We start from the raw sequence: 26,295 nt of genomic DNA on the forward strand, positions 1-26,295 counted from the left end.
TGTGGGGGGTCAGCTGACTATCTACATTGAAGGGACTGACACCTGCAAATCGCCTAATCGAATAGAAAGAAAAATCAGCTTAATCCGAACTGAACCTTTTTTAATTTCTACTATTATATGGACATATCCGGCCATCTAAGCCGTCTTAGCCCATTTCCGGCGTAGTTACCCTTTAGACAGTTTAATCTGCGTCACAGACGGAATATTCACCATTTATATAGCATGCTATTTGAAACAGTAAATCGATAATTAGTTATTCTTACAAACCAGTTGTCGATAACCACCCTTACTGGGTAAAACGGGCGTACGCAAAAAGGCGCGCACCACCTGGCACGCACCTTAAGCTCACTTAATTTTTAAAATTTGTGTGGCAGAATCAAACCACCAGTTTCGTCATCGTTTGGACGATCACGCTTAACCACTAACTCTTGGTTAATGAAGCTAGAAATCCCGTTTTGGCCTAATTCACGACCGAAGCCGGAACCCTTGACCCCACCGAATTCAAGCTCTGGTAAGGAACTGAAGAAGGTGTTGACGAAGACCATCCCAGTTTCGATACGAGAAGCCAATTTAGCACCAGCCTCTTGGCTCCCAGCAAAGACGATACCGCCTAAACCGTAGTCCGCGTCGTTAGCCAAGGCAACGGCTGCGTCGTCATCGGCAACCTTGTAGACCTGGGCAACGGGACCAAACATTTCCTTGCCGTAAGCCGGATTGCTCTTATCGATGTCGGTCAAAATCGTTGGCATGAAGAATTGTCCCTCATCATCAATAGGTTCGTGCACGTAGTATGGCGTTGCGCCACCGGCAATGGCTTCTGCCACTTGGGCTTGGAGTTTTTCCTTGGCCTTCTTGGAGTTCATTGGCGCCAGCGTCGTCTCAGGGTCCATGGGATCGCCCATTTTAACGGATGAGAACGCCGCCTTCAAAGACTCCAGGAATTCATCATAGTGGTTCGCCGTGACGATGAACCGCTTGGATGAGGTGCAGACTTGCCCGGCGTTGTATAACCGTGCCCGTGGTGCAATGGCCTTCACGTCAGCCATGTTGGCGTCGTGCGCGACGATAAAAGCATCGACCCCACCTAATTCCATCGTGTTCTTCTTGAGGTACTTGCCGGCCACTTCGGCAACGGCAGTGCCGCCTCGTTCGGAACCGGTCAAAGCGACCCCTTGAATTCGCTTGTCCGCAACCACGTCAGAAACTTGATCGTAGGACAGGAAGAGGTTGGTTAAGGCCCCTTCTGGCGCGCCAGCTCGGCGAACAGCATCCTCAAAAGCCAAGGCTGAGGCTGGTGTAATCGCAGCGTGCTTGTAAACGATGGGATCACCGGCCGCAAAGTTTGGCGCAAAGATCCGCATCATTTGATAGTAAGGGAAGTTCCAGGGTTCAACGGCTAATAAGACACCGAGAGGATGGTTTTCCAGTTGGGCTTCACCCGCAATCGACTCGATCTTCCGTGGTGCCAAGAACTCGCCAGCGTGGTCGGCATAGTAATCGGCAATCATAGCACAGAGAATCACTTCACCCTTGGCTTCGGTGTAGAGCTTCCCCATTTCAGTCGTCAAGACTTTGGCAAGACTATCCGTTTCGTCCCGGAAGATTTGGGCCAGCTTGTGCAAAACTGGGGTCCGCGTGAACACGGGGTCATTCCGCCACTCTTTGTATAACTTTTGTGCTTTGGCTAAACTTTCTTCAACATATTCTGGTGTTGCGTTTTCATAAGTTTTAACAACTTCATTGGTATAGGGATTGGTAGTTTGGTAGGCCATTCTAATTTCCTCCTTATGGGGTCATCCTGAATTCACAATGTAACCCCTTACGAGAGTTACTATACCTTTTAAAATAGCGCAATACCAGTGCTTTGTTTGTGACGTTTTAAGCAAATTATTAGTGAAACGGGCAAGCTAAACCGCTTTCAACCGGTTGCATTTTTCGTAATTGGTCTAGTAAGTTTTTATCTATTTTGGCCCGCAACCAATCGTTTGATTTGACAATTAGTCGGTAAATTTTTCGCAAAAAAAGAGTCACTGGCTGACAGTGACCCGCGGTGACGCTTATATAGGCGTTAACTCAACTTCCAACGATCCAAAATCCCGTTGAACAGTCGGTTAGCCGTCGTAATTTGGTCCAAAACCGTTCGCGGACTTGCCGTGAAGTTATCATTGGCCCATTTGTTAATGATGCCTAACGCTCCGGCAGCGATAAATTCCGCTGAAGTGTCAATGACATCTTCTTTTAAGTAACGGTACTCAGGCATTGCGTGGAGCAAAATTGACAGTCGTGACGCCACAAATTCATTCGTGGATTGCCGCCAAACACCATCGTCATACGGATAAGCGTTCAGGAAAATCTTTGAATGGTCTGCGATCCGTTCCAGTAATTGAATTACTGCTGGTCGCCAGTTCTCTAAGGTCAACGTCATTGGTTGTTCGCGACGTGGCGCTTCCACAATGAAGTGCTCGTAGACAAACGCTAATAACTCGTACTTGTCTGCGAAATAATAGTAAAACGTCTTCCGGTGAACTTCCGCCTCGTCCGCAATTTCACGGACCGTAATCTTATCGAACGTGTTGTGGTTCAACAACGAAGCCAAGGCCTCCGCAATGAGCTCCTTAGTTTCCGATGCAGCCATCGTGATACCTCCAATCATTTACACACCATTTAAGTTTAAGTATTAATCGTCGCTGATTTATCCCCCCGGCAGTCAGTAACTTTAACTAACGTCCTAAGCTGATTAAAATTATACGCGTTCTTCGGTGAGAAGAAACCCCTTTCGCGTAATTTTATCAACCGATTATGTCTATTAATAATCGTACTCTTCAGTATTTGAACACGATTGATTATAGCATAACTAGGGGCCTATTGTGCGATAGATTTGCGCGCAATAGGTAATAATTCCGTAGATTTCGGGAAAAATAATCAGTTTTCTTCGAAATTCACCTTAATTTCGTTTGATTTTAACGACCCTTCTAGCCGAAGCAAGGTCTGTTTCCGTGGCAAGCCACCAGCGTATCCGGTCAAATCACCGTCACCCGCAACGACCCGATGACACGGAACAACCAGACTAATGGGATTGTGCCCTACAGCGCCGCCAATCGCCTGGGCGCCAACGAAATGGCCCAGCTGCTCGCCCACGTCGGCAGCTAGTTCACCGTACGTGCGCACCTGCCCATAGGGAATCCGTTGGAGCTGTTGCCAGACAGCTTGACGGAAGGGCGTCCCTTGCGGCCGAACCGGGAAATTAACGGTTGGCTGTTTCCCAGCAAAATAAGCCGTCAGCCACGTCTCAACTTTCGCAAAGATAGGACGTTCCGCAACTAAAGTCAGTTTAGGTAATGTACTCCCATAATACTTTTGGTCCGTAAACCATAGCCCGGTTAAGGACAGGCCATCCGACATCACCGTAACCGGTCCCAAGGGCGTCTCCAAGCGTTTTTGTAGCATTGTCATTCCCCTTTTTGTTTTAATTTTACCATTAAAAAAGCGCGTCGGCTAACTTGCCCACTCGTCTAGGCCAATCTGTTACCAATTTGTCACATTTCTCCTGAGGATTGACGAATAATGTCGTCTGCGGCTGCCAGGAGCTCCGCCTGCTGTGGGGTCGGTTCCAGCCTAAGAAGCGGGCTTCCACCTCGACTTTGAGCCACAAAGCCCGCGTCTCAAAGCTCGCCCCGCGCTGTAGGCCGGGAAAGAACCCCGACCAACACCGCCGACACAGCTGGCTCCGTCCTGGCCTCCTCCGGCTAAAATTATCCGTCCATGCCATCAGAGACTGAGACAAAGGCGTCCTCTGTCCACTTGTATCAACTCACATCAACATCCGACATAGCAAAAAGGTGCAGACATCGTCTGATTGCCAGACAATGCCTACACCTCTAATAAGCTATTTAATTCACACGCAAATCGTTACTGGTCTCATTCACATCAGCCGTGGGAGTTGTCTTAGCGGTTTACCGCTTAGACAACTGGTATCTTTGAGACGCGCTTTTCGGCTCAAAGTAAGCCGGAAGACCGCTCTATGGCTTCCGGCGTCCGCCCACAACGTCACGGCCTATTTTCACTGCCCGGTAAGGCGGCCGACAACGACCATGTACCCGTTTAGTGGTAAAGGTCGAACCGACCCTTGGCTAAGGTGGTGCTCAAGTGGGCGCTTTCCATCAAGGAACGGTCGGTAATGATCTTCTTCATAGCTGAGGCAATGTAGCCGTGAATCTTCTTGTTGCTGCTGAAGATTTCACCGATACCATCGCGGTCGCTCAATGACGCAACGGTCCCGCTAGACTTATAAACGAATGGCCGCGTCTCATGACCCCGCAACGCCAAGCCAATGTTCTTGGCCGCGTGCGAGCCACAAGCCAAGGCAATTTGTGCCGTCGTTGGGTATGGCCGGTTGCTTTCTGGATCCATCACCGCGGAGACATCCCCGATAATGTAAACTTCGGGATGGCCGTCCAAAGTCAAATCATCCTTCACCACGACCCGGTTCCGCCGTTGGTCAAAACCAGAGTCGGCAATGACTTGCGACCCACTGACCCCCACGGTCCAAACGATCGTGTTGGCAGCGACTTCGTGTGGCGTTTCGTCGTCCGTATTCTTATCCTGGTAAACCACCGCTCCCGGCTTGATTTCGGTAATGGCGGCGCCCAGTTTCATTTCAATATTGTGCTTGTCCATGAAGGCCAGCGCGTAGTCAGCCAGAGACTTGTCAAACATTGGCAAAATGCTCTTGCCCATTTCTAAACAAGTCACCTTAAAGGCTGGCGTATTGTAGCGCGTCTGAAGTTTTGGCAACGACTGGCTCAGTTCACCCAGCAATTCAATTCCGGTAAACCCGGCCCCACAAACGGCGATGGATAAGTCGTTCGGGTCCTGCGTTTCGGCATAATGCTTGGCCTTGGCCTCAATGTGTTGGTAAACAGCTTCAGACGTTTCCAGGTCATCCATGGGCAAGGCATTTTCTGCGGCGCCCTTTAACCCGAACGTTTCGGACTGGAAGCCTAACGCTAAGACCAGGTAATCGTAGGTCAAAGGTTCGTGCTCCGTCAACGTGACCTGCTTCTGGTCGATATCGACGTTGGTGACCGTGTCGCAAATAAATTCGACCCGGCTGCCAATCACATCGTTGATCTCGTAAGTAATCCGGTCAGGCGCAATGGTCCCAGCCGCAACCTCATGTAAATTGGTTTTCTCGGTATGAGTCCCCGTCTTATCCACTAAAACAATCTTGTCTTCACTGGGAACCTCACGTTGTAAGAACTTGATGGCCCGCATACCGGCGTACCCGCCACCTAGAACTAAAATCGTTGCCATAATTAAACGACCCCTTTTCTATTTAAATAAGTTCTCCCTAAGTACAGTCAGTTAACAATGTTCAGGCCAACTAAAACGGTTACATTTTAGTTAACACTCACTGCTCCCCCCATTTGGAACCAGCAGGTGACCTAACTCGTCAGGGATATTTGTCTCTATTATACGGCTTATCAGGTGAAAAACCAGCTCGGAACTATCGTAATCTATTTCACAAATCAACCGTGCACAATTGAATCGTTGCGAGACCAGTCTTCACGGGTAATTATCCCGTAAAAATCGTCAAAACATTTGGGTTATTTTTCCCATTTCTGCCAAGGATGTCACCCTTTGCCAACGCGATTCTGAGTCACAATAGCTGAAATTAGCCCCCAAAACCGTTACAGTGGAAGTTAGTAAATTAACCTGCGTATAGGAGGAATTTTCATGACAACCTTAATTATTGGTGCTCACGGCCAAGTTGGCCAGCACATTGTTCAGCAGCTCGCCGCAACCGGTGAAACCGTCTACGGGGCCATCCGGAACGCGGAACAGGCTGAAACTATCACCAAGCTGGGCGGCCAAGCCCGCATGTTTGACCTGATGGGGACGGCAGATGCCATGGTACCCGCCATGAACGGGGTCGACACCGTCGTCTTCTCCGCTGGTTCTGGTGGCAGTACCGGGGACGATATGACCCTGAATATTGATTTAGATGGGGCCATCAAGTCGATGATTGCAACAGAAAAGGCCGGTATCAAGCGGTTCATCATCGTGAGTGCCCTGGGTACCGACGACCGTAGCTTCTGGGAAAAGTCTGGGATTCGTCCCTACTACGTGGCTAAATACTACGCTGACCAGTGGCTCCAGAACCGCACTAACCTGGACTACACGATTGTCCGTCCCGGCATTCTAACGAACGACGACCCAACGGGCAAGATTTCCGTGGATCCCGCTAACGCCGATTCTTCTAAGATTACGCGTAGCGACGTGGCAGCAGCCGTTGTGGCCGTCGTTAAGCATCCCCAATCCAAGCAGATTATTTCTATTGTTAATGGTGATGTGGCTGTTGCTGACGCGATTAAGTAAGATTTTTATGCCACCATTAAATTAGATTTTTTCAAAAAGTAGTAGATAACCCTTGGGTACAACGAGGACTATCTACTACTTTTTTGAACGGTGCCAATTCACCTAATCAATTGAAATCGTCAATTGTTTGTTTAGCGCAAGTGCTAGCCTAGTCAACATTTCGACACTTGTGTTATCTCCTCGCTCAATTCGGGCAATCGTGGATTGTGGAACCGAAGCCTTTTCTGCCAGCCCTCGCTGAGTTAGCCCCGCCTTTTCGCGCGCCTGCATCAGGGCAACGGCAACCTCTAATTTCACACAGCTTTGTTCAAATCCAATCTTGAATTCAGAATCTGCCATTTGTGCCTGCAATAGGTCTTGAAACTTAACGGTCTGCATATCTGATATCCCCCTTCATTTAAGTCTCTAAGCAGGAACCACTTCTTGTGTCCGATTCTACCCGTTCGCAACCAAAAAATCAGCAACGGTCCCGCCGCTGCTGGTCTTTTTGGCTAACTTTAAGCTGCTGCCGGTATGCTTACTTCAGCTGACTATCTGTGTGTTGCCGGTCGAGGTTGAGCGCACTGGCGTCAACGGCCGTCTGAACCTGATTTGAAATTTGCTTGGTCGTCGTGGGCTTGTGCAACTTAATCTTCACCACCTGGACCGTCGTATCAGGCTGCGGGTTAAACTGAATCGTCGTCCGTTCAATGCGAGGAGCGGTCGCCGTGGCTGTCGCGGTCGTCGCAGCGGAAGCCCCAGCAGACGTTCCCAACAGCGTTGCCACCGTCATCGCCCCCAACATTACTTTCGTCATCATTGCTTTTACTTTAGTCATTACAACCACTCCTCCATTGATTTTCGTTCGTTGTTAAGCATGTATTAGTTATACCATGCGTTTACCCGCTAAATCTTGAAGGCACGCTAAGGTTAATCTGTGAATTTCTTAGGTTCCGGTTATTTTCAATTGATCATCTGTTTAAGCACAAACAGACTTGGGACAAAAACTAGCAAGTCCGGTTTTGTTGGTTAAATCCCTGTAAGCCGTGAGGATGGCGTAAACAAGCACGCAATTTAACCAGCAATAAATGCGTTTACATGCTACACTAATCGTAACTCACTGCGCTATTGAAGGAGCCCACTACAAAATGAAAAATACAATTCTACTCGTTGAAGACGAAGAGGGTCTGGCCAGTTATGTGGCTAAGGAACTCACCTTTGAAGATTTTAACGTCCTGACCGCCGCCGATGGCGAAGCCGCCTGGGAGACCTACCAACAGGAAAAAGATAACCTGTTGCTGGTCCTGCTAGACTGGATGCTACCCAAGATGGACGGCATGGAAGTCCTGCGGCGGATTCGCAAGCACGATGACTTACCCGTCATTATGATGACCGCCCGCGATTACCTGGGCGACAAGGTCACTGGCCTGGACAACGGGGCCGACGACTACATCACGAAACCCTTTGAAATTGAAGAACTCCTCGCCCGCATCCGGGTCATCCAACGCCGCACGGCCCATCAAAGCGGCTTGGATCAAACCTATACACTGGGCGACCTGACGCTGGTCACCAAGACCCGCCAAGTCGACCGGGCCGGTGAGACCATTCAGCTGACCCAACGCGAATACGATTTACTCCTCTTTCTCCTGCAACATCCCGGCCAAGTCTTCACCCGTGACGAACTGCTCGACAACGTCTGGGGCGTGGACTTTCTCGGTCAACAGAACGTGGTCGACGTTTATATCGGCTACCTCCGGAACAAAATTGACGTTGCTGGTGCCCCCCATTTGTTCCACACGATTCGGGGCGTCGGCTACAGCTTGAAGGAAGATGACGCCGATGAGCACTAAACGCGCCCCCCGAACCTACACAGATATCATTCGTCACTCGGTCACCAGTCTGTTGCTGACCATTGGCCTCATTATCGTGCTCACCGTCAGCATCACGCTAACGGTCGACCAACTCTTTCGGGCTCAGGATCAGGCGGAAAAACTCAGCACCAGCCTGCAAACCACACAAGTCAGTAATTTTAAAGACTGGCTCGCGGTCAATCAGGGGAGTGGTCTGAACTCCCACAACACGTTTGTCCTGATTAAACAATCGGATGGCACGACCACCTCGCTCTTGCCGCACACGAGTCAGCTTGCCAGCGCCAGCACAGTCTCTGTCCCGTTCACCCACTTGGTCTACATTAAAAAAAGCGGGCTGTACTTCTCGGAAACGCTACGAACCGGCACGCGAACTTACTATCTTTATATTGGCATGCACGTCCTGGTTGGAAATTTACACGTCCTCATCGCCGTTCTAATCATCGCCATCGGCCTGAGTCTCCTGATTGGCCTGCTTTACGTGCGGCGACTAGCCAAGAGTTTAAGCGCCCCGACGCTGGCCCTAGCAAATGCGGCCCAACAAGCCGCGGCGAACCCGGAAAACACTCAGGCCGAGCTGCCACAACCCGAGGAACCCGTGGAAGTTGCGCAATTAGCGCGCGACTTTAACCAATTGCTGGCCGCCCAGAACGGCCGCCTGGAACGCGAGCGCCAATTTATTTCCGACGCCTCCCATGAATTACGGACCCCCATCGCCACGATTCGCGGCAATCTGAAATTAATCGAACGCCGCGGCGAACAGCATCCAGAGGTCATCCCCGAGTCCCTCGGCTTTATCGACCAGGAATCCCTGCGGATGCAACACTTAATTGAAAACTTACTCCACCTGTCCCGTGCCGACCGCGCCGACGTCAGCCTGCAACCGCTAAATTTGCGTGAACTGGCTCAGGCCGTGGTTGCCCATTACCAACCACTGGTCAGTCAACCCGTGACCTTTGAGAGTCCCGATACCCCCGTCATGGCGCTTGCCGACACGGACATGCTTCACCAAATTTTGACGGCATTGCTAGATAACGCGCATAAATATTCACCTGAAGAGCAACCCATCAACGTGACCGTCGCTCAAACCAAGGACGCCGTCACGCTGACCGTGGCTGACCACGGTGCCGGCATTCCAGCGGCGGACCGCGAACACATTTTTGAACGCTTCTACCGCGTTGACGCCTCCCGTTCCACTAAAATCGAGGGCAGTGGGCTCGGCCTATCCATCGTTTCCCGGCTAGTGCAACTCAACGAGGGCCACATTGCCGTGACGGATAATGACCCCCACGGTGCTCGTTTCACCGTCACCCTTCAGCCAGCACCCCCAAAGAAAAACTAAGAAATTCTCAGACAATCCTTAATCAAACTTGGTGGTTGCCGTAACCTTTGCTTGGTATACTGATTTCAACAAGTGAAAGGAAGCGTTCATATGCTGATTGATGACAACCCGCAAATTAAAACCATTACGCCCGCGCAGATTACGAAGGTGTTCTACCCATTCGTGATTGCTAAAACGGAAGCTGGAAGTTATGTCAACATTAACTTAAGCGACCAAGAGCGTCAGGACCCGCTGTTCTGGGAATCCATTACTAACATCGCCAAGGCCAAGCTTTGGGTGCCGGTTGGCGAGCGGTTCCACCAGCTGCTGTCGTATGACTGGACTTACGCCGCCGAGTAAACAACGGTGGTTTTGCCCCGTGCCTCCAGGCTGGTGAAAATAGATCGGAACGCGGTGGGCGGCCGGCTGAAGCCAAAAAGCGGTCTTCAACCTTACTTTGAGCCTCAAGCGCGAGTCTCAAAGATACCAATTTCCTAAGTGTCACCAAAAGCGTGCCACTAAGGAAGTTCCCACGGCTGAGTCTATTTTCACCAACCTTGCGGCTTACACGGTGTTAACCACCGTTGCCAACTGTGTTCCAGTTAAAAACTAAATATGCTAACTTAGCCTCAACTGCCATTTCGGCAGTTGAGGCTTTTCTGTGTTCCAGAAAATTTCACCCATGCCATTGGGAACACAAAAAGACGGCCTCACAGCCGCCTAAAACTTTGATTATTTACTTGTCTACCTAATGACATTCGGCCTCTTTTCGTGTTGAGCAGGAGTAGAAAAAAGATTATACTTTATCTTAAGAAAACCTTAAGGAGAGAATTTCATGAAGAAAAAAATATTTTCCATGATGGCAGTCGCGCTACTTTCAGTCGCAGGAGCCTCGGCACTGACTGGGGCTACACCAGCAAACGCCTCTATCGGTCATACTACTCCCGCAAAAATGCGTGGGACTTGGTATAGCTATGATACTTACTCCAAAAAATTCACAAAGATAAAGATCACCAAGCACACTTTCACCTACGCTGGCCAAAAAATCAAAAAATTGGAAGTCCAAAAATTTAAGGTTGGCGGAAAGATGGCTTACAACTTTAAACAGCGTAAAAGCACTTCTGCCTCATCTTTTTACCAGCTGGGAAAAGCAAAGGTTAAAGGGAAGTACAAAAAGTGTCTGGTCGCAGACAGTAGCCGGGACTCAGTCTTTTTCAAAAGTAAAGTAAAGCACTTCTCTTCTCTAAAATACTAAGAATTGACGGTTGAAAGTAAGCATCTAACAGCCGACCGTATCGATATACAGGCTCAAAAAACATACTAAAATTAGCTCTGCAAGGTCTCCCAAATCGGCTTTACAGAGTTAATTTTAGTATGTTTACCGTGAATTTACCGCCAATCATAGACGGTCAGTTATTTGGTGCTTACAAAAAGACGGCCTCACAGCCGCCTTCTAATCAATTCAATTCTTTTTTCTACAATCGGGAAGAGTTCTTCAAAATTTCAGCTTTCTTGCGTAGGTCACCCCGCGTTTGATCCGCTAAAATCTTGGTTGGCTGGGCTAAATACCCATCGATGATGCCACCGAAACCCGCGAGCCAGAAACTGATGAACCCCCAGATGTTTGCCGACCATTCTTGCTTAAAGGCTAGCGTGAACGCCGCAATAATTGCGAATAAACCTAAATTAATCAACGCCGTCACGCCTTGGCGCCCTAACCGATTAAAGTAAGGATACTGCCACGTTAAGAGCGCATCCACAATCAAGAATCCTAAAATAACGCCTAATGCAATCCGAACGCCGTGGAAGTTATCAACCGCTGTCGTTAAGCTCAGAAACACCATTAGGGTCATCAGAAACCAGAAGGAATGAAATGCATATCGCCAATCGAATTTCATGCCAATCGCCTCACTTTCCGCAGCCAGCTTGGGCTTTATTGGAAGTGAATTGTAGCACCTGGTAGCTTAAATAAACATAACGCCACCTCCCATAGTTAGGAAAGTAGCGCTACCAACGTGAGTCTCTAGCGACCGTTAATTTTTCGTAAAGGCACTAGATTCTATTCTTTTTAAATGCAACCACCATACTGAGGAATGCCCCTGTTCCACCAATCACCAGAATCAGCAAGGCCAGCTGTGATCCGGCAGCCGTTTTAACCGCCGTGCTACCAACGTTTCCAGCCTGACTGGCCGCAATCACGGCCGAAACAATCGCCGTTCCCATCGCCCCAGCAAATTGTTGCATTGCATTCATTAAGGCGTTCCCGTCTGCCTTCAGCTCAGCCGGCAACTGTTTCAAACCGTCCGTCATAATGTTCCCAAAGGCCGATCCGATGCCGACCATGTAGCCCACGTAGAGACCAAGAATAGCCCAAGCAGATAATCCACGAGCCGTTCCAGTCATCACCACTAACATGATGACGACTAATCCCAAGCCCAGTAGGATTGGCCGCTTAGCCCCGAACCGGTCCAAAATGTTTCCCCCAATTGGCGAAAACGCCGCCCCAATCACGGCCCCTGGCAAGACCACTAACCCAGCCACAAAGGCGGATTGTTGGTCGACCAACTGGAGGTAATTTGGCAGGACGAAGGAGAGTCCCAGCGCCGTAATCTGAACCAGGAAAAACGCCAATAAATGCCAAGCAAACGCCGGATTAGTCACTGCCTGAAGATGGATCAACGGGTGCGCACTGTGGCGCGTCCGTTGGACAAAGTAGACCAATCCTAAAATTCCTAACAGAAGGGCACCACCAACGGACCAACTCAAGAATGGCTGGTCACTCAGCGAACTGAACCCAAAAATCAAGCCGCCAAACGTCACGATAACGCCCAACATACTCAGAAAATCAAAGCGTTCCGGTTGCGTGGTGGACACTTGCTTAATGGTCTTGATTCCGACGAAAAATGAGACAATCAGGAACGGCAAAAGAATCCAGAAAATGTACCGCCAGTCCAGACTGGTGACTAGGATACCGCCATACGTGGGGCCAATCGCTGGTCCGATTGCGGTGACCAGCGTTCCCACCCCAGTCATCATGCCGATGCGACTGAGCGGCACCTGTTCCAAGATGATATTAAACATCAACGGTAAGGCAATCCCCGTGCCAAACCCTTGAATGGCCCGACCCAGTAACAGCCAGGTAAAGCTCCCCGCGCAGGCATCGATGACGAGTCCCGTAATAAAGAGCAGATTGGCCACAATAAATAACTGTTTCAACTTGAAGCGGCGTTTCAAATACGATGAGATTGGCACGATGCAGGCCACGATTAAGAGGTACAGGGTAGTCATCCACTGCACCGTTCCAGTGGTCACGTTAAACTGTTTCATTAACGTGGGGAACGTAATGTTCATCGCTGTCTCAACGATAACCCCACTCAAAGACATCAGGCCGGTCGCCAGGACCGCACCAACGACCCGTGGGTCAATTTTTTCTTTACTCATAATCTACTCCTTCGTTGTTTGCCAGTGGCTCACATTCGCTAACGCACGCCGGAACGCCACGGCTTCGGCGGGCGTCAGGTCAGCCACCATCTTGGCATCTTGTTGTTCCAAGTGTTCATGAACAATCGGTACCAGTCGCTGGCCCTTCGCGGTTAATTGTAGTTGCCGCTTGCGACTGTCACTGGCCGCCACGACGCGCGTCACCAAGTCCCGTTCCACCATGCGTTTCACTAATAAGGACGCCGTGGACCGTTGCACATGAAATTCACGTTCCAGATCAACTTGGAACACATCAGATGTCTGTTCCCGGCTTAAGAAATCAATCACAGATAATTGCATTCCTGTTACGCCATAAGACCGCGCAAAGTCGTTCATTTCAAGATTCATCTGGTGCTCGGCATCACGCAGCCAAGCGCCTAATCGTCGTTCGGGCACGAGTCATCACTCCTTTTGTTAGTCAGCTAACAATTTTAACGGGTTATTTCAACAATTTCAAGGGTAAATTTGGCTGGAACGCGATTTTCTTCAATAATTAACCCCACAGAAAAAGGCCTGGAATAAACTTCCAAGCCCAAATTACTGTATATTTATACGCTTACGTTGACTACTCAACTGACAGTCGGCCAACTAATATCAATTTGTCGCTCATAAGTGAGGTAAACCTGCGTCAACCGTAGGACTGGAGAAAATAAACCGATTGTGTTAGTGACCAGAGGCGAGCCAAGGTGACCAGCTGTGTCGGTGGCCTTGGCTGAGGTTCTTTCTCAGCCTAGCCCACGGGGCAACCTTTGAGACCGCTCCTCAGGCTCAAAGTTGAGGTGGAAGCCCGCCCTACAGGCTGGAACCGACCCCACAGCAGGGCACCTTGAGCTCGCCGGCGGGAACGGAAACAACCTGGCTTATTTTTTCCAGTCCGGAGGCGCAAACGCCGGGTTACCAGAAATGCCGGTGGCGGAGCATGAGCGCCACCACGCCCATGATGCCGACCATCATCAGCACCGTGAAAATCCAGGAAATGGCGTCGTTAGCAAATGGCAATTTCACGTTCATCCCATAAAATCCGGTGATGATTGTCGGAATGGTCAAGACCAACGACCAAATCGTTAAGAATTTCATCGTGTCGTTCAGGTTATTGTTCAGCACATTGTTAAATGTATTCGAGATCCGATCGACAACGTCCGCCTCAATCGCGGTCATTTCAGACGTTTGTCGGGCTTCAATAACGGCATCCATCAGATGTTCGTTGTTCTTGTCCGACAACTGTTTACCAAACGGGGTGCTGTTCAGGTTGACCACCATCATCGCATTGTTGCGGGTGGCACTAACGAAATAGGCCAGACTCTGTTGCAGGTTGGACAGCGCGATTAAATCCTTGTTGTCCGGTGCCTGATTCAATTGCTTATCCAGTCGATTTTGTTCCGCGTTAATTTTACGAATCGGTGGAATAAATTGGTCGAACAAAATGAACAGGCCAATTAACATGAACTCATTGGTGTCTGAAATTTGGTCCAACTTCATTCGCTCACTCAGGGTCTGATTTACCCATTGCGTGCGCTTCGTTGTGATGGAAAAAACTTGATTACCCTTCAATAAAAAAGTCACGGGCCGGGTGATATAGCGTTGGGAAACTTGGTCGACCACCACCGGCACGTGCAGGACAAATAATTGCGTATTCAAGTATTCGTCACGGTCATAGTGAGAGCGTTCGTTCACGTCGGTCACGTAGGTTAAAATTTCATCGGTCAGACCATACGTTACCTGCAACGATTCCTTGTCAGAATCGTCTTCGATCATGGCCATCACCCAGACGAGGTTCTGCTCCCCCGTCCCAATCTTTCGCTCAACAATCATGGGAATTCCTCTTCTCTGCCGTCGTTAACTTAAGTGTACCACGTCCCCTAACAAATTTTGTTAAAAATTGGCGAGACCGAAATAACCAAATGTTGTGAACGTTTTGGTTATCCGACTTTATTCGCACACATTCGGCTGAGTGGATAAGAAAAGGGATTAGTCGCGTTCGACTAATCCCTTCTATTAACATATTTTGGGGTTATTTTTCTGATTCTTCGACGTCTTCCTTGGCGGTCAGCGCACCCAACATCTTGGTCAATTGGCCCACAGTAAATTGGCTGCCACTGTCATCCAAATCGACTTGACTCATGGTATCGGCTGCCACCTTAAGTGCTTCGTGACAAGTAATTTCTAATTGCTCCCCACTAGCAGTTAAAGAAAGTGGCCGTACCCGGCGGTCTGAACTTTGATAACTTTGCACGACATAGCCGCGCCGAATCAATTGCGAAATTCCGCGAGAAACAGCGTCCCGAGAAATGCCGCGACTATCGGCAACCGTTGCCGACGTCAGCTTCCCTGGATTCTCTAAAATATGGTGCAGAATCGCATATTGATCCACTGAAATCCCCATGGTTCGTTGGAATCGGGTTGCTGCTTTCTCTAGTTCTCGCTTCAGCTCCATGAAAGATTCAAAGAAACTCTCCGCATGAACGACCTTACTCTTCATAGTATTATCATATCCTTATCTTCACTTTGCTAACCCGTGATATAGTTAACACAACTAGCAATACGCAAAATGGTTGACCCCATAGAAATATCTATATATTTAATAATAAAGAACAAGCTACCGAATTGCAAGCATTCGACCACAATTTATTAAAAAAGTTTACGGTATAAAAAAGGAACCGAAGATTCGTTTTTCGGCTCCCGCCATTTCATTCTAGTTTCCGCAAATGATACAGTCGGGCTTCCCACGGTTGAATCTGTGGGTCGTCGGAGTCTGCATCGACTTCCGTATTCGTAAAAATTAACTCGCTGGTATTTAAATCAAATTCTTGCGTGGTCGCAACCTGATTGCTCATGTTCACCACGACCAGCCAGTTGTCTCCGTTTAGCGTTCGGCGGTAAACAAACAGTTGGTCATCCCGCGTATCAATCAACTCATACCGCCCCCGTTCCAAGGCTGGAACGGATTTTTTCAGGCGAATGAGTTGCTGGTAAAACGTTAAGACGGAGTGCGGATCGTGACTTTCACGTTCCACGTTTATCTGCTCTGTTTCAGGCGTCATATCGATCCAGGGCTGCTGGTCCGAGAAGCCGCCAAACTGCTGATGGGTCCACGGCATCGGTGTCCGGGCATTGTCGCGACTCTTCATGGCTAATTGACCAAGAACCTGCGACTCCGGCACACCAGCTGCCCGCTGTTGCTGGTAATACAGCCGGCTATCTAGGTCGCGGTACTCGCTGATTTGGGTGAAATTGGCGTTCGGTAACCCCAATTCCTGCCCTTGATAGACAAACGGCGTCCCCTTCATCAGCAGGTACCACAGCCCCAAGGCCTTCGCGGAACGCCGGCGATAGTCGCTGGCGTTCCCGTAATACGAAACGGCACGAGGCAAATCATGATTTTCAATGAACAAGGCGTTCCAGCCGACCTTTTCTAAGCCCAGTTGCCATTTCGAAAGCGTGGCCCGCAACGCGGCAACCGGCAGTTTAGGTTCGGCTCTTTCCCAAAAATGTACGTGGTCAAATTCCAAAAGGAGGTTAAAGAATCCCCGTTCCGGGTCCAGCCAACGCTGGGCAGTCTGTTGGTCAATGGTCCCCGCTTCGCCAATCACAAAGAGCTGATTCCGTTGCAGAACGGGCTTCAAATCAGCCAGAAACGCATCCGTTCCAGTCACGTCCTGGTAGTAATCCGTCCGCGGATGGGCAACGTTCGCAAAGTCCTGACGCTTCTTGAGGTGGGTCACGCCATCGAGGCGGAAGCCATCCACCCCACGGTCAGCCCACCACTGAATCGTCTCGGCCATCGCCTGACGAACGGCTGGGTTTTCCCAGTTCAGATCCGGTTGGGCTTCCGCAAAGGTGTGTAGGTAGGCTGAATCCAGCTCTGGCACATAGGTCCACGCCGACCCGCCAAAGATGGATTCCCAATTATTGGGCACTTGATCCACTGTGGCCGACCGCCAAACATAGTAATCGTGGTAGGGACTGGTGGCATCAGCCAGTGCCGCTTGGAACCACGGATGTTGATCGGACGTATGGTTCAACGCCAAGTCGATAACCACCTTAATATCGGCTGCGTGGAACGCCGCAACCAACTGCATAAAGTCGTCAAGGGTCCCGTATTGCGGGTCCACGTTGCGATAATCGATCACGTCATACCCACTGTCCACTTGACTGGAGGGGTAAAAGGCCGACAACCAAACGAAGTCGATGCCGAGGGATTGTAAGTAAGAGATTTTCGCTTGGATGCCGGGCAAGTCGCCCACACCGTCATGGTTCGTATCAAAGAAACTCTTCGGGTAAATCTCATACCCGACCGCGTGTTGCCACCACTGTGCGTCAGCCATTGCTGTCTTCCTTTCGTTGCTAAACTGCAACCGGTTGTAATTGTTGTATTCCGGGGATTGTATTCGCCTCCAATTGTAACAATAATTATCTAATTTGTCGGCTGATTTAGCAAACTTTATGCTCAGTCGTTAATTTTTGCGGGTTGAACATTTGTTAACGCCTCCGGGCGGGTGAAAATGAGCGCCGACTGTCGTTCCCGCCGGCGAACTCAAAGTGCCCTGCTAGGGGGCCGGTTCCAGCCGAGTAGCGGGCTTCCACCTCGACTTTAAGCCCCAAAACCGGTCTTGAAGATCGTCCCGTGGACTAGGCTGAGTGAACCCCTCAGCCAAGACCACCGACACAGCTGGGCACTTTGGTCCGCCTCTGGTCACTAACACAGTCGCTTCATTTTCACCCACCCTGCGGTTTACACGAGTTCAGCCCACTCCTAAATGATTCCTGGTTATCTTTTTACTTACGTTTTTCAACGACCAATTTTTCTGCATATTTATGCAGTGTACGTCCCCCCAAAAAATCCAAAAGCAGCTCCACCACCAGAATAGCTGATGGCGAAGCTGCTCGTGTGCTAATTAATTTTCAGGTTTAATCAATCTTCCGCTTAGGATTCAACAGGTTCATTGGATCGAACAGCGTCTTGATTTGGTGTTGTAATTGGTCCACTGTTTCGCCTAATTCTGGGTTGTTCCATTGATTCTTCATCATGCCCACGGCGTGTTCCCCGGAGATAGTGCCACCGAGTTCCAGCGTCTTCCAGAAGGTCTTCCGTAAGGCTTCGATGATGACTTCTGGGACTTCATCCTCATCTTCGGACCACGTGTAGGTTGGGTGCACGTTGCCATCACCAGCATGGCCGGCCGTGTAGATCTTAATGCCCAGCTCCTTACCCAGATCCTGCAGGAAGTCCATCATTGGTGCTAACTTAGACAGCGGCATCGCCATGTCTTCCATCAAATGGTTATTCCCGGAGAAGACGGCTGGCAACATGTCCTGCCGCAACTTTTCCAAGGCCTTTTGTTCGTCGGGGTCCGTGGTGACCTGAACGTTTTGGGCATCGTGCTTCGCTAGCAGGTCGTTCAAAACGCCCACGCTTTCGTCACTGCTCCCGTCCAACCGGAAAATCAGCATGGACCCGCTGTTGTCCGCGTAGTGTGTCCCTTCAAACCGGTCCAATGCCTTGACCGTGTTGCCATCCAGCGCTTCCAACATGGTTGGGTAAACGCCTGACATCCGAACCGCCGTGACGCCAGCTGCCAACGCGCTCATGTCCTTGAAGAAGGCCACGCCCATGACGGACTTGCCTAGCGGAATCGGCATTAATTTGACCGTAATTTCAAAGATAATCCCTAACGTCCCCTCGGACCCCACGAAGAGTTGCGTCAGGTCATAGCCAAACGCCTGCTTCAGCGTCCGGCCACCAAGCTTGACCACGCGGCCATCAGCCAACACGGCCTTCAAGCCCAAGACGTTGTCCTTGGTCGCACCGAAACGGACGGTACTCATCCCACCGGCGTTGGTCGACACGTTCCCACCAACGGATGAAAATGGCTTGGAACCAGGATCTGGCGCGTAGAACAAGCCTTGTTTCCGGGCAGCTTGGTCCAAGTCCCCGTTGACGACCCCGGGTTGAACAACGGCCACGGAATCTTCTTTACTAATTTCCAAAATTTGATTCATTTTCCGCATCGAAATAATAATGGCGCCATCGATACCGTCGGAACCAATCACGGTACTGCTAAAGGTGGTTTGGGGAACGACGGCAATATGAAATTTCCGTGCCGTCCGCAAAACACCTTGAATATCCTCGACACTGGCAGCCTCAACGAATGCCCGTGCCAAGCCGGTCTCACCGCCAGAAGCGTTGGGATTGAATGACTGTTTCTTTAACGTCTTCTCGTCCGTGTAGATCGTCCCATCCTTGACTTGGTCTTGGAGGTAGGTCGAAATTTCTTCATCAGAATAAGCACTAAAAACTGTCACACTGAAGACCTTCTTTACTAGAATTAATTTCGCGTGCCGGCTAGCCCCAACCGTCAATAACACTGAAAAAATGGCCACAAGGGCCACCAGCACGGGTTCATTATCAGTGATCATTCTAACACGTAATTAATAAAAGTACAGGTTTAATGACTTGAATTACCTAACAATCGTCAAATAACTAACGTGCTCCCTAAAAAAGATGCCGAAATCTACCCAAATGGCTAGACGTCGACATCCTATTTCGTGGAAAATTAATTCTCTACTTACTGAAACAAACTGGCTAGTTGCAAAGGCTCTTTAACATAGCCATTGCGCGACACCTCACCCAATTCATCCTCGCCTAAACTGACGACTAGTCAGCCTAGCCGAAAGCTGCCAGACCTGCCGACCTGTGTCGGTGGCGTTAGCTGACGTTCTTTGTCGGCTTACGCCACGGGCCGAGCTTTGAAACTCGTGGTCTTCGAGGTTCAAAGTCGAGCCTGAAGACCGCTCTTTGGCTTCAGGCGGGCCCCATAGGTCGGCAGGTCTGGCAGCTGTAGGCGGTTAGCGCTATCTATGCCGCCGCAGGTGCCGCACCGCGGTTCGCCTGTTTAGGCGAGCTGGGTGAATTGCTTGTTTTCGAGGCGATACTGGTGGTCGCATTGCGCCGCCACGTCTGGCTCATGCGTCACAATGATCACGCATTTCTGCCGGTCGTGGGCAATCTTTTGAAACTGCGCGATGACCTCTTTGGTGTTGTCCTCATCAAGGTTCCCGGTCGGTTCGTCGGCCACCACTAACTGGGCATCGCAAGCCATCGTCCGGGCAATCGCCACGCGTTGTTGTTGGCCTCCAGACAGGTGTTGGACGTTACGGGTCGCCAGGTCCTCGTTGATCCCTAGGTCATTTAGCGTCCGTAAGGCAAAATGTTTATCACCCGCATGTTCCGCCTCCGTAATCGCCATGGCCGTTAACAAATTGTTCAACGGGGACATGTAGGTAAACAGGTTGTAGGCTTGAAACACGATGGACACATCATGCCGCCGATAGGTCGTTAGGCCAATCTTTTTCAGTGATCGGTCATCCAGCAAAATATCGCCTGCTTTCGGCTTATCCAGGCCGGCAATCAATGACAGAAACGTTGTCTTCCCGGTCCCGGAATGGCCTAGAATCGCGTACGACTGGCCGACCTCAAACGTCAGATTAATATCTTGAAACAACGGTTCACTTTTATCCTGGTACCAATACCCCAGGCCTTCTGTTTTCAGCATGCGCGTTCCTCCTTAGGAAATTAAGACTTTCTTCGGCTCCAGTCGCAGGATGCCACCGGAGGCAATCATGATCGACAGGAACGTGATGGCTAACCCAAAGCCACCGAGTTCCGCCAGGTCTACCGCACTCACACTAATATCCAGGTCGGTATCGGCCGCCTTGGCGCTCGTGGTCGAGTTAGTTGAACCAGGACCCCCGGCACCGCCACGGGTACCACCAGGTTGACCGCTGCCCCCGGGTTGTCCGGTTGAACTGGTCGCGGTCGTCTGTGTGGTCGTGCTTTGCGAGACGAGTTGTGAGCCCAGTTGGTCACCGACAAATTTACCACCGGCCCCTGCAATCGCCACGGCGACGACAATGACCATCAACATCTCGGTAAAGAATTGCGCCATAATCTTCCAGCGTGCTTCCCCTAAAGAGAGTAGAACGCCAATTTCAAAACGACGTTCGCGAATCATCAAGATGACGATCAACGCCAGAATAATCGTGCCGGCAATGGCGACCAGCCACACAATTTTATTGGCAAAACTCTTCACGTTTGCCATTGAGGCCTTCACCGTTTGGTAACTGGCATCGTCCGTGCTCAGCGCGTACTTACTGGTATTGATCAGTTGTTTACCGGCCTTCTTCACGCTGCTGACCTTGGCGGGGTTACTGATGTTGAAAGTCACGGAATCCGCGGTGTTCGCGTACTTGCTGCCCTTAAAGGTGTTGGCCAGCGTGTACGAGGTGTACATCGTATTGGCCGGGTCGGCACTCATGGGGCTAGCACTGGTGCTGGTCGAACTAGCCTTGTAAATCCCGACAATCTTCAGCTTGACCTTAGCCTTATCACCCGCGGTCTCCTTGACGGTAATCGTGTCGCCAACGGTCAGGTCATTCTGGCTCGCCAGGTCCTTTTCGATGACCACGTTGTTGGTATTCTTGTCGGCGGCGGTGATGCCGCGACCTTTGGTGATTTTACTTTGACTGTTGCTAAACGCCGTCGTCAAACTCGTGGCCGTGACCCCATCGATCTGCGTGTCACCGGTGCTAGCACTGGATTTCATGCCCCCGGGACCACCGCTACTGCTGCCCATCCCCGTGCTGGTTGAAACCACGTCGTAGGATTTGGCATTGACGGTCGTACTGCTAGTCACGTTGGTGCTCTTAACGTTGCTGAGCTGAGAAATCTTGGTCGCATCGCTCAGCTTCACCGGCGTCAGCGTCATCTTCGGCCGACTGCTCTTGCTGGTGGAACTGCTACTGCTTTGCATCTTCTTAAACGCCGCCTGCCGGTTCGCCGACAACGTCACGGTCGCACCAACATCGGCCTTCGCTTGGTCGGTCGCCTTAACCGCGGCGCTTCGAATCAGCAAGCCCGCTAACACAAACATCAGGATGGCGGACGAGACCAGAATCAGTAAGACTGACCGGCCCTTCTTCGCCCACACATTTAACCAGGCCCGTTTGAAAAAGTTCATTAGGGTCGCCTCCATTTCTTATCATGCTTTCGAGTATGCCAAAGTCGGCTTTGTGGAAACTTAAATTCCGGCGTTTCCGGTTTTCATTTGCAAAACCGCGGGGACGCAAAAACGGCGGCACCCCTTGAGGCACCGCCGTTTCGTTAAACTTTCTGTCATGATACCTGTGTTAATAAAGCGTTAAGGCTCGAGCTCGTCCGGCGGTAACACATCCGGGTAGAGTGCCGAATATTCTTGATACCACTGAAACGTCGTGGTGGCCAGGACTTTCAGGACTGCGAAACCCGGCACCCCAAAAATAACGCCCAGTAGCCCAAACATTTTGCCCCCAGCCAACAGGACGAAGACAATCGTAATCGGGTGCATGGCGAGGCTGTTGCCCATGATCAGTGGCGACAGGACCTGTGTTTCCAGGACCCATTCGATCAGGTAAACGATGACCACGCCCAATAGCATGGACGGACTGGTCACGACCCCGATGATCAGGGCGGGCACCAGTGCGATGGCTGACCCGAAATACGGAATCAGGTTCAGTGGTCCGGCCAAGAAACCAATCAGTAGCGCGTAACGTAGGCCAATGATGGAATACCCAGTCGTGAAAATAATCATCACGCACAGCGCGACCAACAACTGCCCACGCACGTAGGAGCTGACTTTGACGTTCATCTGATCCAGCATAACGATGAATCGACTCCGGTACGCGGTTGGGACGACCTGACTGATGTAATGGGGAAAGCGTGACCCATCCTTCAACATGAAAAATAAAACCAGCGGCGCCGTGATAATCGTGATGACCCAGTCGCTCACGGTCGTCACCACGTTGCCCAGCGAACTCAATGTTCCGGTCAACAGGTTCAGCCCCCGTTTAGAAAAGTAGGTCGACACGCGTTCGTTGATATCCGCCAAATTACTGCTGGACACCCAGTGATGCTCCTGGTTCAGGTGATTAATGTTGTGGAGCACATCGTTAGTAAACTGAGGTAAGGCGCCAATGATACCGGTCGTCTGCTTGGTCAGAAACGGAATCAGGTTGAGGAAAATCAACACAATAATGCCCGCCGTCACGAGCATGGCCACGGCAATCGCCAGGCCGGTGCGCATGTGGAGTCGGCGTTCCATGAAATGGACGAACGGATCCAACACGTAAAACAGAATGCCTGCGACCACAATCGCTGGCATGGTAATCCCAATAAACTTCCAAACCGGCGTGAGAATCCAAGCGTTTTGCATGAGTTCATTGAGCACCAAGAGCAACAGAAAGATATTTAATAGCAGAATTGTAATGTGATTATTTAAAAATCGTTGGTAGAACCAGGAGAATCCCGATTCTGGTTGACGCAAATTTTTCAATGCGACCCCTCCCGTAAATGTGCATAGCTCTAGTTTAAGGCTCACGAACCCGGGTGACTAGCTCTTTTTACCGGAAAGCAAAAAATAATTTCCCTGGGTCTAGGCGCTTGCCGCCTCCGCTGGTCAGACCCACCCCCTATGGGGACCGCTGGCGGCCTAAGAATCGGTCCGCCAGCTCGACTTGAAACCTCGCTAAAGTTCGCGAGTTTCCAAGCTCGTCCCGTGCTGTAAGACCGGACAAAAACACCGGCCTAACACCACCGACACAAGGGGCGGGTCTGACCAGCTCCGGCTATCGCTAACCTAGCGGAAAATTATTTTCTTAGTAGCTTTCCAGTAAAAAGCTTATCACCAAGCTTCTAACTTAAAGATTGCCCCACAATAAAAATGGTAGCCATCACTAATTTAACGTCAGTGACAACTACCATTTATCACACATATGAATACCACAGACTAATTAACTATTAGTCACAGTCCAATCGCCCAACAGGCAACTCTCAGTTGCTAGTTACGCCAGTGTTAGCCGTGAGGGCAGCGAAAATGGGCTCAGCCGTGGGATTTTCTGAGGGTTCACCTCAAATGGTGGCTTTGAGACTCGCTCTATGAGGCTCAAAGCAAGTCTGGAGACCGCTCTATGGCTCCAGACGTCCTCCCCACCGCGTTCCGGCTCATTTTCGTTGTCCGGTAAGGCGCGGGAAAGGTCTATCTAATCACCAACCCTAGTTATCCGCGTTTTGGGCGACTTTGACGGTGGCGTCGGCGGTGGTGCCAGTGACGGCGTACACCTGCTTGCCATCCTGCCAAGTCACCTCATTGGCCTCGTCGTCATCGGTCTGACTGTAGACGGTCACGGCGCCCGTGTCTGCGCTGGTTGGCAAGCTGGATTTGGTAATTCGTCGGTTGACCTGCTTGGCAAATTGCGTTGGCGTCCCACTCTCATCGGCATTGCTGGTGACGGCCGTGACCGACCAATCGCCCTTGTTCCAGTGAACATAGGTATGGCCCATGGTACCTTGAACCACCGCCGTCGTCTGCTTGTTCAGTTTAACGGTCGTCCCCGTCGTGTTGCCACCCACGTAGTCGACTTGTTTCGCTGCCGTGTTGGGGCTCCCGTACGTCGTTTTCTTATAGGTCGCGGATTGGTTATCGCTGGCAGAATAGTCCACTTGATAATTCTGCTTCGTTCCGCTGGCGCTATTGGCCGTCAGCTTAGTGCCAGCCGCCGTTGCCGTGGTTGGCGCCGTCGTTTGACTCACGGAACTGACATCATTGGCGGCATGAATTTGTAAAGCCGTTCCTGACCCCAACGCTAGCAATGCGAGGGTTGCCGTGACGGTCGTGATTATTTTCGTCTTTCGTTGCATATCTATTCAACTTCTTTCACTAATTTTTGGTGACGTAAGCCGTTTGGGCCGTCACGTATTTGCCATTACTTAAGACCAAGTACCGTGAACCCGTCGACCGCTTCTTGATACCAGTGACCTTCAGCGTGGTTCCCTTCTTAACGGCAGTCGACCGGTTGGCCTTCTTAAAGGAAGACTTGGTGTATTCATAGACTTTCTTCTTCGTCTTCACGCTCGTGCTCGATCCCAGCGATTCATAGTAAGCGTGATCCGAATAGGCTGTGCTAGCAGACAAGTATCCCAGCTTTGTCTTGATGCGATACGACTTACCGCTTGGGGCCTTGACGACCTGACCAGCCACCGTGTCACCAGCGACGTAATAGCCGCCAGTTTTGGTTTTTAAACTCGAATCAGAATAAATATTCAGTTTGTGATTCAGCTTAAACGACCCATGTTGCCCAACCCAGTAACCCGTGGCATCCTGTGACAAGACCCATTTGCCCAGCGAATCAATGTAGAGTTCCTGCTTAGATTTGTCACTCGTCACACTCTTCACCTTAGAAATCGCATAGAATTTCTGCCGGTCTGAGGCCGCAATGGCCGTGCCATCAGCATACTTGGTCGCACCATTATGTAAGTAGATGTGTTGCCCCTTTTTATAACTACTGTAAGCATAATTCGTGGTCGTGGCGGTATTGGCCAGCGACGTCGCAATTCCATTAGTCCACCATGAAATTGGGTGCACGGACGTCACAGCCTTGCTGTTGTCGGTGTATTCACCCAACGCAGATAAATAATTATGGTCCGTGTACTGCCACAACGCGTAAGAAATTGTCGGCGTCGTGGAGTAGTTCGCAATCCATTGGGCGTCAAAATTTTGACGAGCGGTGTTGGCATAACTTGTGGCAAATGATTGGTAAGAATAGAAAACGAGTTTTTTATTGGTCAGCGCACTCATTTCCTCGTACCAGGCCTTAACGGCGGCGTTCGTGGTCCCGGACGTCACGTCATTTTCTTCAAAGTCTAAAACATAAAATTTCGCGTTTTTATTCGACCGGTTATAAAAATCCTTGGCCTCCTGCTTGGCACTCGCCGCGCTAGTGAACCTGGCGTAATCGTACTCGCCAAATGGAATCCCGTACTTCACGTAAAGCGCGGTGTTATTGGTGGCATACAGGTCTGTGTACGAGGACCCATACTGCCGCCGGTTGATGACAAAGGAGACCTGACTCTTCAAATTGGCAACTTGACTCGCCGTTAACTTTCCTTGCCATTCAGAAATATCTGGAATGGCTAAGGTGCTCGCTTGGGCAACGGTCTGGCCGCCCGCCACCGCGATACCGGCCAAGGCACTCGCCGCAACGATGGCTTGTGTCAGCCGCTTGGCCCATTGATGTTTGCTCGACATATTGTTGACACTTCCCTATCTAAAAAATGATTTTCTGTTCGCACAATGTGAGTCCCTTTTGGCGTTGCGCCACCTCCTCGTTTCACAGTCCTTTTCCACAATAACCGATTAAAGTGTGCATGCCATAACAAGGTGATTGCAGTTCAGTTAC

General features: G+C 50.4%; 23 protein-coding genes. 5 read left to right on the plus strand and 18 right to left on the minus strand.

What is annotated here, in order from left to right:
- Positions 1-356: 356 nt before the first annotated feature.
- The 4 genes from ACEPST_RS03535 to ACEPST_RS03550 all read right to left on the minus strand — a co-directional run bounded on the left by ACEPST_RS03535 (position 357) and on the right by ACEPST_RS03550 (position 5,313).
- Positions 357-1,772, minus strand: a complete 1,416-nt coding sequence (locus ACEPST_RS03535; RefSeq protein WP_203642355.1) for an NAD-dependent succinate-semialdehyde dehydrogenase — start codon at positions 1,770-1,772, stop codon at positions 357-359.
- 296 nt (positions 1,773-2,068) lie between these two features.
- Positions 2,069-2,635 carry a TetR/AcrR family transcriptional regulator gene (locus ACEPST_RS03540; RefSeq protein WP_395390505.1) on the minus strand — a complete coding sequence of 189 codons (567 nt, stop codon included), beginning with the start codon at positions 2,633-2,635 and terminating at the stop codon, positions 2,069-2,071.
- Between the two features lie 287 nt (positions 2,636-2,922).
- Positions 2,923-3,447 (minus strand): methylated-DNA--[protein]-cysteine S-methyltransferase, encoded by a 525-nt coding sequence (locus ACEPST_RS03545; protein ID WP_204121743.1) that lies wholly within the window; start codon positions 3,445-3,447, stop codon positions 2,923-2,925.
- 654 nt (positions 3,448-4,101) lie between these two features.
- Positions 4,102-5,313, minus strand: coding sequence for an NAD(P)/FAD-dependent oxidoreductase (locus ACEPST_RS03550; RefSeq protein WP_204121744.1), 1,212 nt, complete (start codon positions 5,311-5,313; stop codon positions 4,102-4,104).
- A gap of 423 nt (positions 5,314-5,736) precedes the next feature.
- Here ACEPST_RS03550 and ACEPST_RS03555 point away from each other — a divergent pair, with 423 nt between their 5' ends.
- The gene (locus ACEPST_RS03555; protein ID WP_204121745.1) at positions 5,737-6,378 is read left to right on the plus strand and encodes an SDR family oxidoreductase; all 642 of its coding nucleotides are present in this window, start codon (positions 5,737-5,739) and stop codon (positions 6,376-6,378) included.
- A 102-nt stretch (positions 6,379-6,480) separates the two neighbouring features.
- Here ACEPST_RS03555 and ACEPST_RS03560 read toward each other — a convergent pair whose 3' ends face one another.
- Entirely contained in the window at positions 6,481-6,756 is a 276-nt protein-coding gene (locus tag ACEPST_RS03560) for a helix-turn-helix domain-containing protein (protein ID WP_204121746.1), read from the minus strand.
- 139 nt (positions 6,757-6,895) lie between these two features.
- Entirely contained in the window at positions 6,896-7,195 is a 300-nt protein-coding gene (locus ACEPST_RS03565; RefSeq protein WP_204121747.1) for a hypothetical protein, read from the minus strand.
- A 310-nt stretch (positions 7,196-7,505) separates the two neighbouring features.
- On the opposite strand from ACEPST_RS03565, the gene ACEPST_RS03570 reads away from it, so the two are divergent.
- From ACEPST_RS03570 to ACEPST_RS03585, 4 genes are all read left to right on the plus strand, one after another.
- Positions 7,506-8,207 (plus strand): response regulator transcription factor, encoded by a 702-nt coding sequence (locus tag ACEPST_RS03570; RefSeq protein WP_204121748.1) that lies wholly within the window; start codon positions 7,506-7,508, stop codon positions 8,205-8,207.
- Entirely contained in the window at positions 8,197-9,567 is a 1,371-nt protein-coding gene (locus tag ACEPST_RS03575) for a sensor histidine kinase (RefSeq protein WP_204121749.1), read from the plus strand. Before ACEPST_RS03570 ends, ACEPST_RS03575 begins: the two co-directional genes overlap by 11 nt.
- A gap of 90 nt (positions 9,568-9,657) precedes the next feature.
- A complete protein-coding gene (locus ACEPST_RS03580) occupies positions 9,658-9,906 on the plus strand; it encodes a hypothetical protein (RefSeq protein ID WP_125764518.1) in 249 nt (82 codons plus the stop codon).
- 475 nt (positions 9,907-10,381) lie between these two features.
- Complete coding sequence (locus tag ACEPST_RS03585) at positions 10,382-10,801, plus strand: hypothetical protein (protein WP_204121750.1); 420 nt, start codon at positions 10,382-10,384, stop codon at positions 10,799-10,801.
- Between the two features lie 220 nt (positions 10,802-11,021).
- On the opposite strand, the gene ACEPST_RS03590 is transcribed toward ACEPST_RS03585, so the two are convergent.
- The 12 genes from ACEPST_RS03590 to ACEPST_RS03645 all read right to left on the minus strand — a co-directional run bounded on the left by ACEPST_RS03590 (position 11,022) and on the right by ACEPST_RS03645 (position 26,144).
- Entirely contained in the window at positions 11,022-11,444 is a 423-nt protein-coding gene (locus ACEPST_RS03590; RefSeq protein ID WP_125764516.1) for a hypothetical protein, read from the minus strand.
- Between the two features lie 154 nt (positions 11,445-11,598).
- On the minus strand, positions 11,599-12,987 hold the full coding sequence (locus ACEPST_RS03595; RefSeq protein WP_395390506.1) for an MFS transporter: 1,389 nt from the start codon (positions 12,985-12,987) through the stop codon (positions 11,599-11,601).
- A gap of 3 nt (positions 12,988-12,990) precedes the next feature.
- Entirely contained in the window at positions 12,991-13,422 is a 432-nt protein-coding gene (locus ACEPST_RS03600) for a MarR family winged helix-turn-helix transcriptional regulator (RefSeq protein ID WP_204121752.1), read from the minus strand.
- 498 nt (positions 13,423-13,920) lie between these two features.
- Positions 13,921-14,838 carry a magnesium transporter CorA family protein gene (locus ACEPST_RS03605; protein WP_204121753.1) on the minus strand — a complete coding sequence of 306 codons (918 nt, stop codon included), beginning with the start codon at positions 14,836-14,838 and terminating at the stop codon, positions 13,921-13,923.
- 199 nt (positions 14,839-15,037) lie between these two features.
- Positions 15,038-15,505: a MarR family winged helix-turn-helix transcriptional regulator gene (locus ACEPST_RS03610; protein ID WP_395390507.1), complete on the minus strand. Its 468-nt coding sequence runs from the start codon at positions 15,503-15,505 to the stop codon at positions 15,038-15,040.
- A gap of 208 nt (positions 15,506-15,713) precedes the next feature.
- Complete coding sequence (locus tag ACEPST_RS03615) at positions 15,714-17,351, minus strand: alpha-glucosidase (RefSeq protein ID WP_204121754.1); 1,638 nt, start codon at positions 17,349-17,351, stop codon at positions 15,714-15,716.
- 583 nt (positions 17,352-17,934) lie between these two features.
- Complete coding sequence (locus ACEPST_RS03620; RefSeq protein WP_204121755.1) at positions 17,935-19,329, minus strand: FAD-binding oxidoreductase; 1,395 nt, start codon at positions 19,327-19,329, stop codon at positions 17,935-17,937.
- A gap of 590 nt (positions 19,330-19,919) precedes the next feature.
- Complete coding sequence (locus ACEPST_RS03625; RefSeq protein WP_204121756.1) at positions 19,920-20,579, minus strand: ATP-binding cassette domain-containing protein; 660 nt, start codon at positions 20,577-20,579, stop codon at positions 19,920-19,922.
- Positions 20,580-20,591: 12 nt separating this feature from the next.
- A complete protein-coding gene (locus tag ACEPST_RS03630) occupies positions 20,592-22,043 on the minus strand; it encodes an ABC transporter permease (protein WP_204121757.1) in 1,452 nt (483 codons plus the stop codon).
- A 180-nt stretch (positions 22,044-22,223) separates the two neighbouring features.
- On the minus strand, positions 22,224-23,393 hold the full coding sequence (locus ACEPST_RS03635) for an AI-2E family transporter (RefSeq protein WP_204121758.1): 1,170 nt from the start codon (positions 23,391-23,393) through the stop codon (positions 22,224-22,226).
- 719 nt (positions 23,394-24,112) lie between these two features.
- On the minus strand, positions 24,113-24,757 hold the full coding sequence (locus ACEPST_RS03640) for a hypothetical protein (protein WP_204121759.1): 645 nt from the start codon (positions 24,755-24,757) through the stop codon (positions 24,113-24,115).
- A 19-nt stretch (positions 24,758-24,776) separates the two neighbouring features.
- On the minus strand, positions 24,777-26,144 hold the full coding sequence (locus ACEPST_RS03645; protein WP_204121760.1) for a GH25 family lysozyme: 1,368 nt from the start codon (positions 26,142-26,144) through the stop codon (positions 24,777-24,779).
- Positions 26,145-26,295: the final 151 nt, after the last annotated feature.

Source organism: Levilactobacillus sp. FUA 3915 (genome assembly GCF_044053135.1).
Taxonomy (GTDB): domain Bacteria; phylum Bacillota; class Bacilli; order Lactobacillales; family Lactobacillaceae; genus Levilactobacillus; species Levilactobacillus lanxiensis.

What these genes read in the sequence shown, in the direction of transcription:
- ACEPST_RS03645 (WP_204121760.1), bottom strand. Translation starts at nt 26,144, where the DNA reads ATGTCGAGCAAACATCAATGGGCCAAGCGGCTGACACAAGCCATCGTT.
- ACEPST_RS03640 (WP_204121759.1), bottom strand. Translation starts at nt 24,757, where the DNA reads ATGCAACGAAAGACGAAAATAATCACGACCGTCACGGCAACCCTCGCA.
- ACEPST_RS03580 (WP_125764518.1), top strand. Translation starts at nt 9,658, where the DNA reads ATGCTGATTGATGACAACCCGCAAATTAAAACCATTACGCCCGCGCAG.
- ACEPST_RS03595 (WP_395390506.1), bottom strand. Translation starts at nt 12,987, where the DNA reads ATGAGTAAAGAAAAAATTGACCCACGGGTCGTTGGTGCGGTCCTGGCG.
- ACEPST_RS03575 (WP_204121749.1), top strand. Translation starts at nt 8,197, where the DNA reads ATGAGCACTAAACGCGCCCCCCGAACCTACACAGATATCATTCGTCAC.
- ACEPST_RS03565 (WP_204121747.1), bottom strand. Translation starts at nt 7,195, where the DNA reads ATGACTAAAGTAAAAGCAATGATGACGAAAGTAATGTTGGGGGCGATG.
- ACEPST_RS03625 (WP_204121756.1), bottom strand. Translation starts at nt 20,579, where the DNA reads ATGCTGAAAACAGAAGGCCTGGGGTATTGGTACCAGGATAAAAGTGAA.
- ACEPST_RS03535 (WP_203642355.1), bottom strand. Translation starts at nt 1,772, where the DNA reads ATGGCCTACCAAACTACCAATCCCTATACCAATGAAGTTGTTAAAACT.
- ACEPST_RS03615 (WP_204121754.1), bottom strand. Translation starts at nt 17,351, where the DNA reads ATGGCTGACGCACAGTGGTGGCAACACGCGGTCGGGTATGAGATTTAC.
- ACEPST_RS03605 (WP_204121753.1), bottom strand. Translation starts at nt 14,838, where the DNA reads ATGATTGTTGAGCGAAAGATTGGGACGGGGGAGCAGAACCTCGTCTGG.
- ACEPST_RS03545 (WP_204121743.1), bottom strand. Translation starts at nt 3,447, where the DNA reads ATGCTACAAAAACGCTTGGAGACGCCCTTGGGACCGGTTACGGTGATG.
- ACEPST_RS03555 (WP_204121745.1), top strand. Translation starts at nt 5,737, where the DNA reads ATGACAACCTTAATTATTGGTGCTCACGGCCAAGTTGGCCAGCACATT.
- ACEPST_RS03585 (WP_204121750.1), top strand. Translation starts at nt 10,382, where the DNA reads ATGAAGAAAAAAATATTTTCCATGATGGCAGTCGCGCTACTTTCAGTC.
- ACEPST_RS03560 (WP_204121746.1), bottom strand. Translation starts at nt 6,756, where the DNA reads ATGCAGACCGTTAAGTTTCAAGACCTATTGCAGGCACAAATGGCAGAT.
- ACEPST_RS03540 (WP_395390505.1), bottom strand. Translation starts at nt 2,635, where the DNA reads ATGGCTGCATCGGAAACTAAGGAGCTCATTGCGGAGGCCTTGGCTTCG.
- ACEPST_RS03550 (WP_204121744.1), bottom strand. Translation starts at nt 5,313, where the DNA reads ATGGCAACGATTTTAGTTCTAGGTGGCGGGTACGCCGGTATGCGGGCC.
- ACEPST_RS03610 (WP_395390507.1), bottom strand. Translation starts at nt 15,505, where the DNA reads ATGAAGAGTAAGGTCGTTCATGCGGAGAGTTTCTTTGAATCTTTCATG.
- ACEPST_RS03630 (WP_204121757.1), bottom strand. Translation starts at nt 22,043, where the DNA reads ATGAACTTTTTCAAACGGGCCTGGTTAAATGTGTGGGCGAAGAAGGGC.
- ACEPST_RS03590 (WP_125764516.1), bottom strand. Translation starts at nt 11,444, where the DNA reads ATGAAATTCGATTGGCGATATGCATTTCATTCCTTCTGGTTTCTGATG.
- ACEPST_RS03570 (WP_204121748.1), top strand. Translation starts at nt 7,506, where the DNA reads ATGAAAAATACAATTCTACTCGTTGAAGACGAAGAGGGTCTGGCCAGT.